Origin of the sequence: Rhodococcus sp. 24CO, from assembly GCF_050586165.1 — a bacterium.
In the GTDB taxonomy this organism is placed as follows: domain Bacteria; phylum Actinomycetota; class Actinomycetes; order Mycobacteriales; family Mycobacteriaceae; genus Rhodococcus_F.
The window spans coordinates 575,776-590,373 of record NZ_JAZFNF010000002.1 but is presented as its reverse complement, the minus strand read 5'-3'; the positions used below and the strand labels follow the sequence as shown (position 1 = coordinate 590,373).

Annotated in this window: 15 protein-coding genes; 9 read left to right on the top strand and 6 right to left on the bottom strand. The window is 61.7% G+C overall.

Annotated features, from left to right (window positions below):
- Positions 1-57 precede the first annotated feature (57 nt).
- The 3 genes from V2B23_RS07025 to V2B23_RS07015 all read left to right on the top strand — a co-directional run bounded on the left by V2B23_RS07025 (position 58) and on the right by V2B23_RS07015 (position 2,224).
- Complete coding sequence (locus V2B23_RS07025) at positions 58-984, top strand: DNA-3-methyladenine glycosylase family protein (protein WP_430949683.1); 927 nt, start codon at positions 58-60, stop codon at positions 982-984.
- Between the two features lie 41 nt (positions 985-1,025).
- Positions 1,026-1,697, top strand: a complete 672-nt coding sequence (locus tag V2B23_RS07020; RefSeq protein WP_430949682.1) for a pyridoxamine 5'-phosphate oxidase family protein — start codon at positions 1,026-1,028, stop codon at positions 1,695-1,697.
- Positions 1,698-1,813: 116 nt separating this feature from the next.
- Positions 1,814-2,224 carry a hypothetical protein gene (locus V2B23_RS07015; protein WP_033233259.1) on the top strand — a complete coding sequence of 137 codons (411 nt, stop codon included), beginning with the start codon at positions 1,814-1,816 and terminating at the stop codon, positions 2,222-2,224.
- A gap of 1 nt (position 2,225) precedes the next feature.
- Here V2B23_RS07015 and V2B23_RS07010 read toward each other — a convergent pair whose 3' ends face one another.
- Genes V2B23_RS07010 through V2B23_RS06990 form a run of 5 tightly spaced genes read right to left on the bottom strand, consistent with a single transcriptional unit; the run spans position 2,226 to position 6,320 of the window.
- A complete protein-coding gene (locus V2B23_RS07010; protein ID WP_430949681.1) occupies positions 2,226-2,594 on the bottom strand; it encodes an ArsR/SmtB family transcription factor in 369 nt (122 codons plus the stop codon).
- 56 nt (positions 2,595-2,650) lie between these two features.
- Positions 2,651-3,847: an acetyl-CoA C-acetyltransferase gene (locus V2B23_RS07005; RefSeq protein WP_430949680.1), complete on the bottom strand. Its 1,197-nt coding sequence runs from the start codon at positions 3,845-3,847 to the stop codon at positions 2,651-2,653.
- Between the two features lie 39 nt (positions 3,848-3,886).
- Positions 3,887-4,339 carry a MaoC family dehydratase gene (locus V2B23_RS07000; protein WP_430949679.1) on the bottom strand — a complete coding sequence of 151 codons (453 nt, stop codon included), beginning with the start codon at positions 4,337-4,339 and terminating at the stop codon, positions 3,887-3,889.
- A 51-nt stretch (positions 4,340-4,390) separates the two neighbouring features.
- Complete coding sequence (locus tag V2B23_RS06995) at positions 4,391-5,137, bottom strand: GntR family transcriptional regulator (RefSeq protein WP_430949678.1); 747 nt, start codon at positions 5,135-5,137, stop codon at positions 4,391-4,393.
- Between the two features lie 31 nt (positions 5,138-5,168).
- Positions 5,169-6,320 carry an acyl-CoA dehydrogenase family protein gene (locus tag V2B23_RS06990; RefSeq protein WP_033233268.1) on the bottom strand — a complete coding sequence of 384 codons (1,152 nt, stop codon included), beginning with the start codon at positions 6,318-6,320 and terminating at the stop codon, positions 5,169-5,171.
- Positions 6,321-6,540: 220 nt separating this feature from the next.
- Here V2B23_RS06990 and V2B23_RS06985 point away from each other — a divergent pair, with 220 nt between their 5' ends.
- Genes V2B23_RS06985 through V2B23_RS06975 form a run of 3 tightly spaced genes read left to right on the top strand, consistent with a single transcriptional unit; the run spans position 6,541 to position 9,661 of the window.
- A complete protein-coding gene (locus tag V2B23_RS06985) occupies positions 6,541-7,401 on the top strand; it encodes an HpcH/HpaI aldolase/citrate lyase family protein (RefSeq protein ID WP_430949677.1) in 861 nt (286 codons plus the stop codon).
- An 11-nt stretch (positions 7,402-7,412) separates the two neighbouring features.
- On the top strand, positions 7,413-8,411 hold the full coding sequence (locus tag V2B23_RS06980) for a MaoC family dehydratase (protein WP_430949676.1): 999 nt from the start codon (positions 7,413-7,415) through the stop codon (positions 8,409-8,411).
- A 20-nt stretch (positions 8,412-8,431) separates the two neighbouring features.
- On the top strand, positions 8,432-9,661 hold the full coding sequence (locus V2B23_RS06975) for a CoA transferase (protein WP_430949675.1): 1,230 nt from the start codon (positions 8,432-8,434) through the stop codon (positions 9,659-9,661).
- 67 nt (positions 9,662-9,728) lie between these two features.
- Here V2B23_RS06975 and V2B23_RS06970 read toward each other — a convergent pair whose 3' ends face one another.
- Complete coding sequence (locus V2B23_RS06970) at positions 9,729-10,886, bottom strand: acyl-CoA dehydrogenase family protein (RefSeq protein WP_430949674.1); 1,158 nt, start codon at positions 10,884-10,886, stop codon at positions 9,729-9,731.
- Between the two features lie 298 nt (positions 10,887-11,184).
- Between V2B23_RS06970 and V2B23_RS06965 the strand changes: the two genes are divergently transcribed.
- The 3 genes from V2B23_RS06965 (at position 11,185) to V2B23_RS06955 (ending at position 14,594) form a co-directional block, all read left to right on the top strand.
- Positions 11,185-12,522 (top strand): MFS transporter, encoded by a 1,338-nt coding sequence (locus V2B23_RS06965; RefSeq protein ID WP_430949751.1) that lies wholly within the window; start codon positions 11,185-11,187, stop codon positions 12,520-12,522.
- 122 nt (positions 12,523-12,644) lie between these two features.
- Positions 12,645-13,775: a thiolase family protein gene (locus tag V2B23_RS06960; protein ID WP_430949673.1), complete on the top strand. Its 1,131-nt coding sequence runs from the start codon at positions 12,645-12,647 to the stop codon at positions 13,773-13,775.
- A 54-nt stretch (positions 13,776-13,829) separates the two neighbouring features.
- Positions 13,830-14,594: an SDR family NAD(P)-dependent oxidoreductase gene (locus V2B23_RS06955; RefSeq protein WP_430949672.1), complete on the top strand. Its 765-nt coding sequence runs from the start codon at positions 13,830-13,832 to the stop codon at positions 14,592-14,594.
- Positions 14,595-14,598: the final 4 nt, after the last annotated feature.

The following is a 14,598-nucleotide window of genomic DNA, read 5'->3' as shown; positions in this document are numbered from 1 at the left end:
TGCCCCACCGACATGTGTCTGAACGCGGGGCGACCGTTGCAGATACGCTGGCCGACAATGACGCCGAAACTCGAGGCTGCCGAAGTCACGGTGACTTCTCAGCGACCACTCGATGCCGCGCTGACGCTCAGCCCGCATCAGCGCGGACCTGGCGACCCCGCTCACAGGAATGCCCCGGACGGCGCGATCTGGCGAGTTTCCCGCCAACTCTCGGGTCCTGTGACCTACCGCATCACGCAGTCGAATCGCCACACCATCCGCGTGCAGGCCTGGGGAGTCGGCGCTACGGAATTCCTGGGTGGAGCCGAAGCACTGCTCGGTCTCGACGACGAAGCCGACGATTTTGCTCCCGAACATCCCAAGCTGGCCGAAGCTCATCGACGCTTCCCGCATCTGCGGATCGGACGCACCGGACGCGTCATGGAGGCCCTCGTCCCCGCCATCCTCGAGCAACGGGTCCATGGCGTCGACGCCTTTGCAGCGTGGCGACGTCTGCTGACCAAGTTCGGAGAACGCGCTCCCGGACCGGCGCCCGACGGAATGCGAGTTCCACTCACCGCGGATCAGTGGCGACGGATGCCGTCGTGGGAGTTTCATCGCGCGAACGTCGACCCGGCAAGATCCAGGACGATCGTGCAGTGCGCTCGGGTCGCCGATCGACTGGAGCAAGCGTCGGCGTTCTCGAGGACGGAAGCGACGAGGCGCCTGCGAGCCGTGCCCGGCGTCGGTATCTGGACCGCAGCCGAAGTTGCTCAGCGTGCGTTCGGGGATTCGGACGCTCTGTCGGTGGGCGATTACCATCTCGCCGCAGTAGTCGGCTGGTCACTCCTCGGCGAACCGATCGACGACGCTCGTATGGTCGAGTACCTCGCTCCCCTGCAACCGCATCGGTATCGGGCGGTCCGACTCCTGCAGGTCAGCGGCCAGGCCGTCAAACCGAAGTTCGGGCCACGCACCGCTATCGCCGATCATCGTTGGCACTGAGCGCAAGATCATCGTTGGCACTGAGCGCAAGGAGAGTAAACATGTCGAGTCGATACGCGCACATCGCGTTCTCACCCGCTGCGGTCGAGCGTCAGCGTGAGTCGGGCAGTTTCACGATCTACGGATCGAAACTCGATCAGCCCGATACCGGACCCATGGAATTCGACTCTCGCGCTCAGGGTTTCGTTACGTCTGTCGATTCGTTCTTCCTGTCCACGGTCACTTCCGACGGTTGGCCGTACATCCAGCATCGTGGTGGTCCTCGCGGATTTCTCCACGTGTTGGGCCCGAACCGAATCGGCTTTGCCGACCTGCCCGGAAATCAACAGTTCGTGACGCTCGGCAATCTCGAGACCAACAACCGCGTCTCGCTTTTTGTCGTCGACTATCCGACACGAACCCGCCTGAAAATCTACGGTCGGGCTCACGTAGTCGACGCCGATGCCGACCCCGCGCTGCTGCAACAACTTCTGGAGGTTCCCGGCGGCACTATGTCGGCCAAGGCGCAGCGCTCGATAGTCGTCGACGTGGAAGCGTTCGATTGGAACTGCGCACGAAACATCACTCCGCGCTACGACAAGGAACGAATGGACGAATCTCTGGCGCTGGCCCGCAAGCCACTGCAGGAACACATCGACTCACTCCAAGCGGACCTTGCCAGGCTCACCACTGAGAACGAAGCGCTCCGCGCTCGTCTGTCGAATAACGAATGAGACTGGGCGGTTTCAGGGGTATCGGAGCTGGGTAGCCACTTGTCACGACCCGTCGCGAGGAAGTCGACGGGTCCGCTTGTGCCCGAAAGTTCCACACAGACAGATTGGCTTTCCCCATGAAACTGTCCCGAACTCTGACCATGACCGCGATTGTCGTTGCTGCCGTCGGCGCAGGCGCCGGCACGGCTGTGGCGGCTCCGAACACCGGCTTCGACCCGTTCAATCAACCGGTAAGTACGAACAGTCCGACTGCAGCGACGCTCTTCCCCGGTAACGATGCCAAACAAGCTGCGTTCGACACCATGACAAACGAAATCAATATCGGGTGGAACAACGGTGGTTTACAGTCGACGCTCGGCGGTGCGGCCACGGGTATCGGAATTGGGTGTTTGTCGATCTTCCCCAATTTCATCGCCGGATGCATCGTCGGCGGAGCCATCGGAACGGGCATCGGCCTGGGCAACGGCATCATGAACGGAAACCCGAATGCCGCACCGGCCGTGGAGAAATTCTTCGCCACTCCGTAATTCAGTCGTGCGTGTGACCATGTGTGGGATCGTCGCCGAAGTGCGTGGCGCCGATCGAGTGCAGTAGCTGGTGAACTGTGTCGTCAGCCAATTGGTATCGCATCGAACGGCCGTCTCGCGTCGCCGTCACCCACCCCTGGCTCCGAAGCAACCGAAGTGCATGCGAGACAGCCGTCCCGCTCATTCCCAATGCCACGGACAGGTCCGTGACGCAGATACCCGGCGCGTGATGCAGGCACAGGAGAAGACGAAGGCGATTGGCGTCGGACAGCAGTTCAAACCTGTTGGCCCACACAGTCACGTCCAGGCCCTCGAGCGCCGCCTGTCCGCGCCGGACATCGGCGATGTTCAAAGCGCCGCTTGACTCCATGCCCGACCGCCTCCGTAGTGCTGTTGTCCCTCATACGGAGTGTACTCAGGGTGTGCTCAGGCGGACTCCACCACAGCAGCCAGGCCCTGCCCGCCGCCGATGCACATGGTCAGCAGCGCTTTTCCGCTACCGCGCCGGCTGAGTTCATGCAGGGCTGTAGTCGTCATTCGGGCACCCGTCGCCCCGACGGGATGTCCGAGTGAAATCCCGGAGCCGTTGACGTTGAGCCGATCGAGGTCCTCGAAACCCCATTCCTTCACGACGCCGAGAACCTGGCACGCAAATGCCTCGTTCAACTCCACCAACTCGAAATCGGAGAAGCTGCCCCCGGTCCGGGCAAAGAGCTTCGACACTGCTGCGACGGGACCGAGTCCCATCAGCGCGGGTTCACAGCCAGCGGCAGCCCAACTGTCCAGGAAGCCGATCGGTTCGAGACCCAACTCGTCCAATCGATCTTCGGCAACCACCAACATCGCTGCGGCAGCATCATTCTGCTGACTGGCGTTTCCGGCCGTGACGACGCCGCCCTTCGTGACGGTGCGCAACCGACCGAGCGTGTCCATCGACGTGTCGTCGCGAATTCCCTCGTCGCTGCGGAACTCCGTGACGTTGCCCTTGCGATCGGTCAGTTCCACGGAGACGATCTCGGTGTCGAAACGGCCGGAATCTCGCGCTGCCGTCGCCTTGCGATGACTGTCCACCGCAAACTGATCAGACTGCTCGCGACTGATGTCGCAGCGTTGCGCAACATTCTCGGCAGTTTCGATCATGCCGCTGATCTTGCCGAATCGCCACTCCGGCTGTGACCGCTCACGGCCACGGTCAAGCCTGTCGAACAGTTGCAGCCCACCGGCTTTGGTGCCCCACCGCGCTCCGGTGGTGTAGTGTTCGATGCCGCTCATCGATTCGACGCCGCCTGCGAGAACCACGTCGGCAGCGCCTGTTTGGACCATCATCGCCGCGGTGATGACGGCCTGCAGGCCCGTTCCGCATCGGCGATCCGTCTGAAAACCTGCAACCGAGATGGGAAGCCCCGCCTCGAGCGCTGCCCACCGGCCGATGCACGGTGCCTCCGAATTGGCGTACGACTGCCCCATCGCAACATCGTCGATGAGCGCGGGATCGATGCCGCTGCGACGAACCGTCTCCTTGATCACTGTGGCTGCCAAAGTCTCGGCAGGCACATCACGTAGTGCACCGCCGAAGCGACCCACCCCGGTCCGAACCGGCGCAACCAGCGCTGCTCGTTTCATCAACTTCCTCGAATCTTGTTCTGTAAGTATGGGAATGAATCAGACGACGAGCAGGCGAACGGTATCCGCTACCAAAGCGGGCTTTCCTGCCCCCTCGATCTCGATCGTGTAGCGCACGACAATCGTCGCGCCCTTCGCAGTGCGCTCGAAGGAGAGAATCTCCGCTCCCGCTCGCACCGACGAACCGACCTTCACCGGCTCAGGGAATCGAACCTTGTTGCTGCCGTAATTGACCGTCATGGCTATGCCGTCGACGCGCATCACCTGGGCACCGAGCACGGGCAGTAGCGACAGGGTCAGGTAACCGTGTGCAATGGTGCCGCCGTACGGACCCTGCGCGGCGCGTTCGGGATCCACGTGAATCCACTGGTGGTCTTCGGTAGCTTCGGCAAACTTGTCGACTCGCTCCTGGGTGACCGGAAACCACTCGCTGTATCCGAGGTGCTCGCCTACTGCCGACTCGACGTCGTCGATTCCGTTGAAAACTCGCATAGTCTCTCCTGAGAGATTTTGGGTGACAACGAGATACGAATGCGGGAACCGCTAGTGCGCACCTCGTCGTAGCGTCACTCGATAGGTGTACTGCTCGGGCAGGAAGTAACTCACCGACAGTTCATTGGCCAGCCCGGCAGCATTGGTATACAGGCGATCGACGCGCAACATCGCATGCCCAGGTTCACAGTTGACGCCTCTGGCCACGTCAGCAGTGGCTGGTGCAACTGTAATCGACTGCGCTGCTTCAATTATCGGACTGTCCAGCAATGGCTCCAATAATCCGATCACGGTATAGGAGCTGACGGCACCTGCCAGCATTTCGGGTGCATCGACGATGTGACGGGCAACCGCTTCGGGCAGGTGCGCGGTGGTCTGCACAAAGGGAATGCCTTCGTGAAATCGGCGAAATGCCACCGTGTACACCACATCCGTATCCAACCGGAGCCTGCTTGCCGCCTCGATATCCACGCGCCGAACCAGCGGCGAGATCACTTCCATTGTCGTGTCCTTCGACAAATTCATCAGGTCTTCGATCGACCCCAGATGCCGCAGATACTGGCCACTGTTCTCCGTCACGAACGTGCCACGACCCGGAACCCGGTACACGATGCCCTCGGAAACCAGGTCGTGGAATGCTCGTCGAACCGTCTGCCGGCTCACGCCGTGCCGGCTCGCCAGTTCGGATTCGGTGGGCAACTGAAGACCGTCGCGGTAAGTTCCGGCGGTTATCTGCTGACGAAGCTCACGGGAGAGGCGTTGGTACGCCGGCTCCGTCTCTCTTTCCTTACCGCTCATAGCATTCAGATTCTACTGGCTCACCGAGTGGTCACAGACCACCGCGCGCAACCAGCTGCGCGACAATGACGTTGCGCTGAATCTCGTTGGTACCCTCGCCCACGATCATCAGTGGAGCGTCCCGGAAATAGCGCTCTACGTCGTATTCCGTCGAATAACCGTAGCCACCGTGAATGCGGACCGCGGACAACGCAATTTCCATGGCAACCTCGGACGCATACAGCTTGGCCATTCCGGCTTCCATGTCGCACCGCTCGCCGCTGTCGTACTTCTCTGCCGCGTGCCAGGTCAATTGCCGAGCCGCGGTCAGCTTGGTGGCCATGTCCGCGAGGTAGTTACCGATCGACTGATGCTTCCAGATCGGCTTGCCGAAGCTTTCACGCTGCTGGGCATAGGCAAGCGAATCCTCGAGTGCGGCGGTCGCGACGCCGAGCGCCCGGCAGGCCACCTGGATACGGCCGGTTTCGAGGCCCTTCATCATCTGTCCGAAGCCCTTGCCAGGCACGCCACCGAGGATCGCGTCTTCGGAGATGCGGTAGTTGTCGAAGGACAACTCGCAACTCTCGACGCCCTTGTAGCCGAGCTTGGGGAGATCACGGGAAACGTTGAGCCCCTCGCCCTGTTCGACCAGGACGATCGAGATACCGGCATGCCGCGGACTTGCCGAAGGATCCGTCTTGCACAACAGTGCGATCACACCGGATCGCCGCGCATTGGTGATCCAGGTCTTGGCTCCGTTGATGACCAGATCGGTACCGTCACTCTTGGCGTTGGTGGTCATCGCCTGCAGATCCGAGCCACCACCAGGTTCGGTAAGAGCCATGGTGGCTCGAATTTCACCGGTTGCCATCAGCGGCAGATACTTCAGTTTCTGTTCCTCGGTGCCGAACAGGGTGATGAGCTTGGCTACCACCGTATGGCCACCCATTGCACCCGCCAGTGTCATCCAACCTCTGGACAGCTCCTGGGTTACCTGCGCATAGCAAGGCATCGATACTGGGCATCCACCGTATTCCTCGGGAATGGCGAGGCCGTAGATCCCGATCTGCTTCATCTGGTCGATCCACTTTTCGGGATATTCGTTCGCGTGCTCCACCTCCTGCACGGAGGGCTTGACCTCGCGATCTATGAACGATCGCACCGTGTCGACCAGGAAGGTCTCTTCGTCGTTGAGCTTGAGCATGAATCCGCCTCGACATTGTTCAAAGTTTGTACGGCCATATTTAGCCATTGTTAGCCCTTTGTCAACACTTCGCCTTGACAGCCACCCGCAAATGCTGCCAGCATCGTGGCAAGACCAGTGCAATTCTGGATATAGGCCTGCAATCTCGACTGATTCACGGCAACTCACCACATTTTCAACTGGCCGTACATTTGGGCCCTGATCGAGGTAATCGACACACGTGACTAGCAACGAGTACCGACCTGTCCGACGCCGCACCTCCCTGGTCGCTCCTGGATCAGACGAGCGCAAAGCACGCAAAGCACTGAACTCGACCGCGGACGAGGTGGTCCTCGATCTCGAAGACGCCGTCACCACGGCCAACAAACACACCGCCCGCGAGCTTGTCGCCGAACTTGTTCGCGAGTTCGGCGCAACCCGAACCGTGTCCGTGCGCGTCAACGGACCGACCACCCCGTGGTTCGAGGGCGACATGACCGCGTGCGGCACACTCGGCGAATCATTGACCAGTGCGATAGTCCCGAAGGTGGAATCCGCCGAGGAACTCCTCGAAGCGCAGCGGCTTCTCGTGGCAGCAGGCGGAAACTCCGTAACCCTGCAAGCGCTCATCGAGACACCGTTGGGCGTCTCGAACGTCGACGCCGTCACCGGATCGACGACGCGACTGCAGGCAATCGTCATCGGATACGCCGATCTCGGTGCAACACTGGGACGCTCACGGACCGCTCTCCCGGAGCACTGGCTGGCCGTGCAGGACAGAATTCTGATCGCCTGCCGCACCGCCGGTATCGCTGCCATCGACGGACCCTTCCTCGGAATCACCGACGACGACGCCTTCCGGCACTCCGCAGCCTGGACCAGCGCGCTCGGATTCGACGGAAAGTGGGTCATCCACCCGGCGCAGATCGATTCCGCTACTGCGGCATTCACACCGTCGGACTCCGATGTCACCGACGCCCGACGTGTTCTGGGCGCACTCGATGAAGCCGAAGCCTCGGGCGCCGGCGCCGCACAACTCGACGGCCAGATGCTCGACGAAGCCGTCGCCGTCGCAGCACGTCGCACACTCGCCCGAGCATAAGGAGTCAGAATATGAGCGAGCATTATGTTGGTGGACCGTATTTCGACGAACTCACCCACGGGCAGGTTTTCGACGAAGCCCCCGCCGTAACGCTGACGAGTGGCCTCGCCGCCACCCATCAGGCCATCCTCGGCGACCGGATGCGGCTTTCCCTCGACGCCCATCTCTCGACGGCGGTCACGGGTAGCCCTGCACCCGTTGCCAATCCCGGTTTGGTCACCGACATCGCGATCGGCCAGTCCACGGTGGTCACCCACCACGTGAAGGCCAACCTCTTCTACCGCGGACTGCGATTCCACAGGTTCCCACTACTCGGCGACACCCTGTACACGCGTACCGAGGTGGTGGGACTGCGCGAAAACTCGTCCAAGCCCGGCCGCGCCCCCACCGGCCTTGCAGCACTGCGGATGACGTCCACGGACCAGAACGGCAACACCGTTCTCGACTTCTACCGCTGTGCGATGCTGCCTCTGAGCGGCAATCCCGACGACGGGCGCACCCGGCACGACGACGATCTGTCGTCCATCGGCCCTGACGCGCTCGCCCCGTACGTGACGCCGCAAGACTGGAACCTCGATGCTTACCGAAACAAGGTTCCCGGCAAGCACTTCGAGCAGGCACTGGTCGGTTCGATCCACCGCAGCAGCGGCGACGTCGTCTCCAGCGCACCTGAACTCGCCCGGTTGAGCCTCAATATCGCGGCGACACATCACGACGAACGCGTCGCCGCCCATGGCCGTCTCGTCTACGGTGGCCACACCATAGGAATCGCCCTCGCTCAGGCCACTCGGGCACTCCCGAACCTGGTCACCGTTCTCGGATGGCATTCGTGTGATCACACCGGACCTGTCCACGAAGGCGATACGCTCACGAGCGAACTCCGCGTCGAGAGCGCAACTCCACTCGAACACGGCACTGCAGTCGAGCTTCGATCACTTGTTTTCTCCCACAACAGCTCTGCCACCGACACTCCCGTGCTGGACTGGCGATTCACAGCTCTGATGGCATGACCGACACGCTAAGGACCATCATGACCACCCAGAACACCTCCGCCGGCCCGTTGGCAGGACTCCGCATCATCGAGATCTCCAGCTTCGTCGCGGCTCCCCTGTGCGGACTGACCCTCTCCCAACTCGGCGCCGAGGTCATCAGAATCGATCCCATCGGCGGCGCTTCGGATTACAACCGTTGGCCGGTGACCGACCAGGGCGAGAGCATCTACTGGACGGGCCTGAACAAGGGCAAGAAGTCACTCGCCGTGAACATGCGCTCCGACGAGGGGCAGGCATTGGTGCAACGACTCGTCACCGCACCCGGCCGCGGTAACGGCATCCTGGTCACCAACGCGGGCGGGCGCGCGTGGATGAGTCACGCCACCCTCGCTGCTCTGAGAGAAGACGTCATCACCCTCGAAATCCTGGGCCGCCGCGACGGCTCCCCCGGAGTCGACTACACCGTCAACGCCGGGTTGGGATTTCCGATGATGACCGGCCCTGCCGACCATGCCGGCGTGGTTAATCACGTACTTCCCGCCTGGGACATGGCCTGCGGACTACATGCGGCACTGGCGATTACCGCAGCAGCACGCAAACGTGACACCACCGGCGAGGGGTCACAGATCACCCTGCCCCTCGAAGACGTCGCGCTCGCAACGGCGGGCACACTCGGATACTTCACCGAGGTCCAGATCAACGGACACAGCCGCACGTCCGGCGGCAACGCGGTGTACGGAACGTACGGAATCGATTTCCTCACCAGCGACAACGAACGTTTCATGATCGTCGCGCTGACCACCCGCCATTTCCGTGACCTCACGGCCATGACCGGCACAACCGTCGCCGTCGAAGCCGTCGAAGCTGCCCTGGGCGCAGATTTCACCACCGAGGCCGACAGGTACACCCACCGCGAGGTGCTCACCGCACTGTTCTCGCGTTGGTTCCGCGAACACAGCGGTAGCGAAGTTGCTGCAGCACTGGACAAGACATCGATCCTGTCCGAGCGCTACCGTAGTTTCGAAACGGTTGTCGAATCCGGCGAACTCGAGAAGAACCCGATGTTCACGACGCTCGAACAACCTCGCATCGGTTCCTACCTGGCCGCCGGCCATCCCGCATCATTCGACGGAACTCACTTCACGACCGGACCAGCCCCGGTGGTCGGCGAAGATTCCGTGACCGTCCTGGCCGACATACTCGGCACGACGGCAGATCATGCAGCTGAGCTGGCAAAGAACGGCACCGTCGGCGTTCCGCCGCTCTGATCACCCGTATACAACGTCGGCCTCGGGAAATTCTCCCGAGGCCGAAGTTGTAGGTACGCACGAACTGTCAGAGGCCAAGATCTTTTGCGATGATGGTCTTCATGACTTCACTTGTGCCACCGTAGATTCGCGTGACGCGCGTGTCAGCGTAAAGGCGTGCGATGGGATACTCGGTGATGTAGCCGTACCCACCGTGCAGCTGGAGGCACTTGTCGATTACTCGACCTGCTGCCTCGGTACAGAACAGCTTCGCCTTTGCCGCGTCGGCGATGGTCAGCGTGCCACGGTCGTGGCACTCGAGCGCGTTGTCGGACACCAACTGGATGGCGTCAACCTCGGTAGCGCACTCCGCCAGAACGAATTTGGTGTTCTGGAACGCCGCAACGGGCTTGCCGAACACCTTGCGGTCCTTGACGTAGTCGATGGCAAAGCGAAGCGCTGCAGTGGCAGTCGCGGCCGCACCGAAAGCGATGGTCAATCGTTCCTGGGCCAGGTTATGGGTCAAATAGCTGAAGCCGCCACCTTCCTCGCCGAGCCGATCCTCGACAGGTACCTGGACGTCGACAAACGAAAGCTCCGCGGTATCCGAGGTCTTGAGTCCGATCTTGTTGATCTTGCGCCCCACCGAGAAACCAGGTGACGACGTGTCCACCACCAGAATCGACAATCCACTACGACGGTTCTCTGCCGTACTGGGCGAAGTGCGGCACACCACCAGGACCCGATCGGCGAGTACGCCGCCGGTGATGAACGTCTTGGCTCCGTTGACCACGTAGTGCGTACCGTCTTCGGACAGCTTGGCCGACGTCGCGATGTTCGCCAGATCCGAACCCGTTCCCGGTTCGGTCATGGCAATCGCAAACATCAGATCGCCGGACGCAAACCCGGGCAGCCACCGATTCTTCTGTTCGTCGTTCGCGTACTCGAGCAGGTACGGCAGGATCAGGTTCGTATGCACCGACTGCGAGCCGAACGACGCCCCGGCCGCGGCAACTTCCTCGGCGACGACGACGTTGAACTTGAGCGATTTCTCGCCGCCTCCGCCGTATTCTTCCGGCACCTGAATTCCGAGTACGCCCAGCTCTCCGAGCCGTCGGTAGAAATCACGGGGCGGGTGACCGTCCTCTTCCCACTTCTCGTGGACTGGCGTCACTTCCTTCGCGATGAAATCGCGGACGGTTGCCCGGAATGCCTCGTGATCCTCGTTGAACACGGTGCGCTGCATGTATGAACTCCAGTCGGTCGAGGGAAACCAAGGTGATCTTTTTTTCACACCTTGCCTCAATCTGCCGCGTTCGATCCAACACCCATCACCTATGCGTCCGATAGGGCATTCCAATGCACCCTGACCTGCGACACATAGGCAACCGCTATCGTTCCGATCACCGACGCGACATTGCCGAAAGTGATCCAGAACACGTTGAATGGAACAGCCGGCAACGCACACAATCGATCGCTTCGAGGCCGCGCTTCGATCACGATCGCAACCGCCAACCAACCTCGAAGGGACGCCCGTGACCAACATCGCGCAGCATCGCAACGACGTCCAGCCAGAAGCGTCTTCGGTCCCTGTCTTCGGCACCCGCAAGCGGGCATGGACGATGACCGGACTGGTCGTCTTCCTCTACATCGTCAACTACGCAGACAAAGCAGTCCTCGGAATCATCGCGCAACCGCTGGCTCGTGAGCTCGGGCTGAAGTCGTCGCAAATCGGCATGGTCGGCTCACTGTTCTTCCTGATGTTCTGCATCGGCGGCTTCCTGGCCGGACCGCTGAACAAGTACCTGACCCTGCGTTGGGCGCTGCTGATCTTGGCGGCGATCTGGTCCGTGGTCATGCTCCCCCTCGTTCTCGGCGCAAGTCTCGCGATGCTGATCGTCTCGAGGATGCTGCTCGGACTTGCCGAGGGACCCAGTTCGGCTCTGATGCACACCGCCGCATATTCGTGGCACCCACCGGCCAAGCGCGGCCTTCCCGGCGCGATGCTCGCCGGATCCGCTTCCGTCGCAAAGATCGCCCTCGCACCCGTGCTGACGTTCATCGCCGTTCATTACGGTTGGCGCGCAGCAGTTCTCTCGCTCTCCGTTCTCGGTCTGGTGTGGATGGGTTGCTGGCTGGCCGGTTGGTCCGAGGGCCCGTACACGAGCAAGGCAGTCAAGGCGACCAAGCACGCCGATACCGACGAAGCAGTCGCGACGACTGCACAAGCCGTCACCGAACCGAACGTTCCGTGGCGCAAGATCCTGCTTTCCCGCACGTTCGTCAGTTGCTGCTTTCTCATCGCCGCCATTTACGCACTGACCACCGTCGTCCTCACCTGGCTGCCGTCGTACTTCGAGGTCGGCCTCGGTTACAGTGCGATGCAAGCCGGTTCGATGTTTGCGCTGCCGTCGATCGTGGGCCTGGTCCTCATGATCACCTCCGGTTCCGTCACCGACAAGTTGATCGGCCGCGGTTTCACATCTCGCACGGTTCGCGTCATCGTTCCCTGTGTCGGGGTTCTGATCTGCGGGTCCATTCTCCTGTTCCTGCCGCAGATCTCCGCTCCCGCCGTCGCGGTTGCCATGGTGTCGATCGGTTACGGGTTCTCGGCAATTACGTTCCCGCTTATCAACGCTGCGATCTCCGAACTGTGCCCGCCGCAGCAGACTGCCGGGACCATGGGATTCTTCCTGGCCATCATGTCGATCGGCGGCCTGATTGCGCCTTACGCAACGGGAGTCATCGTGGACAACGCCGCAACGCCTGCCGACGGTTACGCCCAGTCCTTCCAGGCGATCGGCATCATCGGCGTCATCGCCGCGATTCTGGTCCTCGTCTTCGCCAATCCGGATCGCGATCGAAAGCTCATCCGCGGCTGAGTACTCCTCTCATAGCCATTCACTAACAAAGCCATTCACCGAAAGACATTGCCGGATCGATATCGCTCGTGATCGACTCGAAGCAAGCACGAAATACCGGGCCCGAACAGCAGGAGAGACACATGCGAGATGCCGTCATCGTCGACGCAGTACGTACACCGATCGGCCGTCGCGGCCGCTCCCTCTCGGAGATCCATCCGGCCGATCTGTCCGCACATGTACTGCGCGCACTCGCCGAACGGACGGGACTCGATACGGCGACGGTCGACGACGTGATCTGGGGATGCGTCAGTCAGGTCGGCGAACAAGCCGGAAGCATCGCCCGCACAGCGGCACTCGCCGCCGGTTGGCCCGACAGCGTTCCCGGGGTCACGCTCACCCGAGCCTGTGGATCGAGCCAACAGGCAGTCTCCTTCGCCGCGGCCACCGTCATCTCCGGTCAGAACGACGTGGTCGTCGCCGGCGGCGTCGAGTCGATGTCTCGAGTTCCGATGGGAACCGCCAGCAAGAACGGTGAGCATTTCCCCGCTTCGGTACTCGAACGCTTCGGTGTCGACGGATTCAGTCAGGGAACCGGTGCCGAAATGATGGCTCGGAAATGGGCCCTCACACGGACGGCTCTCGACGAATACTCACTCCGCTCACACGAACTCGCGGCCAGCGCCACCGATGCAGGCGCATTCACCGGACAGATCGCTCCGATCGCCGATTTGTCTCAGGACGAAGGGATTCGGCGAGGGGGAAGCCTGGAGTCGCTCGCGAAACTGCCGGCGGCCTTCGACGCAGACGGAGTGATCCACGCCGGCAACTCTTCTCAGATTTCCGACGGAGCCGGCGCCACACTCGTCACGACCAGTGAGTACGCCCGAGCACGCGGTTGGAAACCACTCGTCCGCATTCACACCGCAGTTGTCGCGGCCGATGATCCTGTCATCATGCTCACCGGTCCGATTGCTGCCACTGCAAAGGCATTGCAGCGATCCGGGTTGTCCATCGACGACATCGGCGCCTTCGAGATCAACGAGGCGTTCGCGCCCGTTCCGCTTGCCTGGCAGGCTGAAACCGGCGCGGCCATCGATCGTGTGAATCCGCTCGGCGGCGCGATCGCGGTCGGCCACCCACTCGGAGGATCAGGCGCAATTCTGATGACGCGACTCGCGCATCACATGCGCGATAACGGAATCCGTTACGGACTGCAGTCGATGTGCGAAGCCGGCGGCATGGCCAACGCGACAATTCTCGAATTGATCTGACCCGACGTCATTGTCGGACCGACACGTCATCCAGCAGGAAAGAAGAATTGATTCATGAAACTCGAGGGACTTTCCACCGCGATCACGGGCGGCGCTTCAGGTTTGGGCCTGGCCACCGCTCGACGGCTGCTCGACGCCGGAGCGCATGTCACGTTGATCGACTTGCCTTCCTCCGAAGGTAAGCAGATAGCAGCGGACCTCGGAGCGGCGGCGCAGTTCGTCGAGGCCGACATCACCGACAGCGAACAATTCGCGGACGCACTCGATGCGGCGCACGAACGCGGTGGCTTACGCGCTGTTGTCCACTGCGCGGGTGCCGGACGTCGCATGCGCATTCTCGACAAGGACGGTAAAGCCGGATCGGTCGAGGATTTCGAGTTTGTCGTCAAGCTCAATCTTGTCGGTTCGTTCAACGCACTTCGTCTCGGCGCCGAGCGGATGGCAGAACTCGATGCCGCGGACGGTGAGCGCGGCGCCATCGTGATGACGGCGTCGGTCGCAGCCTTCGAAGGTCAGATCGGCCAGATCAACTACACGGCATCCAAAGCCGGGATCGTCGGAATGACCGTCACCGCTGCCCGCGATCTCGCCAGCCGAGGTATCCGCGTCAACACCATCGCGCCAGGCATCATGGACACACCGTTGCTGGCACGTCTGCGCGAAGACGTGCGGGCAGGCCTCGAAGCCTCGGTTCCCAATCCGTCGCGGTTGGGTCGTCCAGACGAGTTCGGCCAGCTAGCGGTATCCATCCTCGAAAACGGCTATCTCAACGGCGAAACCATCAGACTCGACGGCGCTATCCGAATGGCGCCCAGGTGACGGG

Excerpts from the sequence above, each read along its gene's own strand:
- V2B23_RS07010 (WP_430949681.1), bottom strand. The coding sequence starts at position 2,594 with ATGGAGTCAAGCGGCGCTTTGAACATCGCCGATGTCCGGCGCGGACAG.
- V2B23_RS06975 (WP_430949675.1), top strand. The coding sequence starts at position 8,432 with ATGACCACCCAGAACACCTCCGCCGGCCCGTTGGCAGGACTCCGCATC.
- V2B23_RS06955 (WP_430949672.1), top strand. The coding sequence starts at position 13,830 with ATGAAACTCGAGGGACTTTCCACCGCGATCACGGGCGGCGCTTCAGGT.
- V2B23_RS06970 (WP_430949674.1), bottom strand. The coding sequence starts at position 10,886 with ATGCAGCGCACCGTGTTCAACGAGGATCACGAGGCATTCCGGGCAACC.
- V2B23_RS07005 (WP_430949680.1), bottom strand. The coding sequence starts at position 3,847 with ATGAAACGAGCAGCGCTGGTTGCGCCGGTTCGGACCGGGGTGGGTCGC.
- V2B23_RS07015 (WP_033233259.1), top strand. The coding sequence starts at position 1,814 with ATGAAACTGTCCCGAACTCTGACCATGACCGCGATTGTCGTTGCTGCC.
- V2B23_RS07020 (WP_430949682.1), top strand. The coding sequence starts at position 1,026 with ATGTCGAGTCGATACGCGCACATCGCGTTCTCACCCGCTGCGGTCGAG.
- V2B23_RS06995 (WP_430949678.1), bottom strand. The coding sequence starts at position 5,137 with ATGAGCGGTAAGGAAAGAGAGACGGAGCCGGCGTACCAACGCCTCTCC.
- V2B23_RS07000 (WP_430949679.1), bottom strand. The coding sequence starts at position 4,339 with ATGCGAGTTTTCAACGGAATCGACGACGTCGAGTCGGCAGTAGGCGAG.
- V2B23_RS06990 (WP_033233268.1), bottom strand. The coding sequence starts at position 6,320 with ATGCTCAAGCTCAACGACGAAGAGACCTTCCTGGTCGACACGGTGCGA.
- V2B23_RS07025 (WP_430949683.1), top strand. The coding sequence starts at position 58 with ATGACGCCGAAACTCGAGGCTGCCGAAGTCACGGTGACTTCTCAGCGA.
- V2B23_RS06960 (WP_430949673.1), top strand. The coding sequence starts at position 12,645 with ATGCGAGATGCCGTCATCGTCGACGCAGTACGTACACCGATCGGCCGT.
- V2B23_RS06980 (WP_430949676.1), top strand. The coding sequence starts at position 7,413 with ATGAGCGAGCATTATGTTGGTGGACCGTATTTCGACGAACTCACCCAC.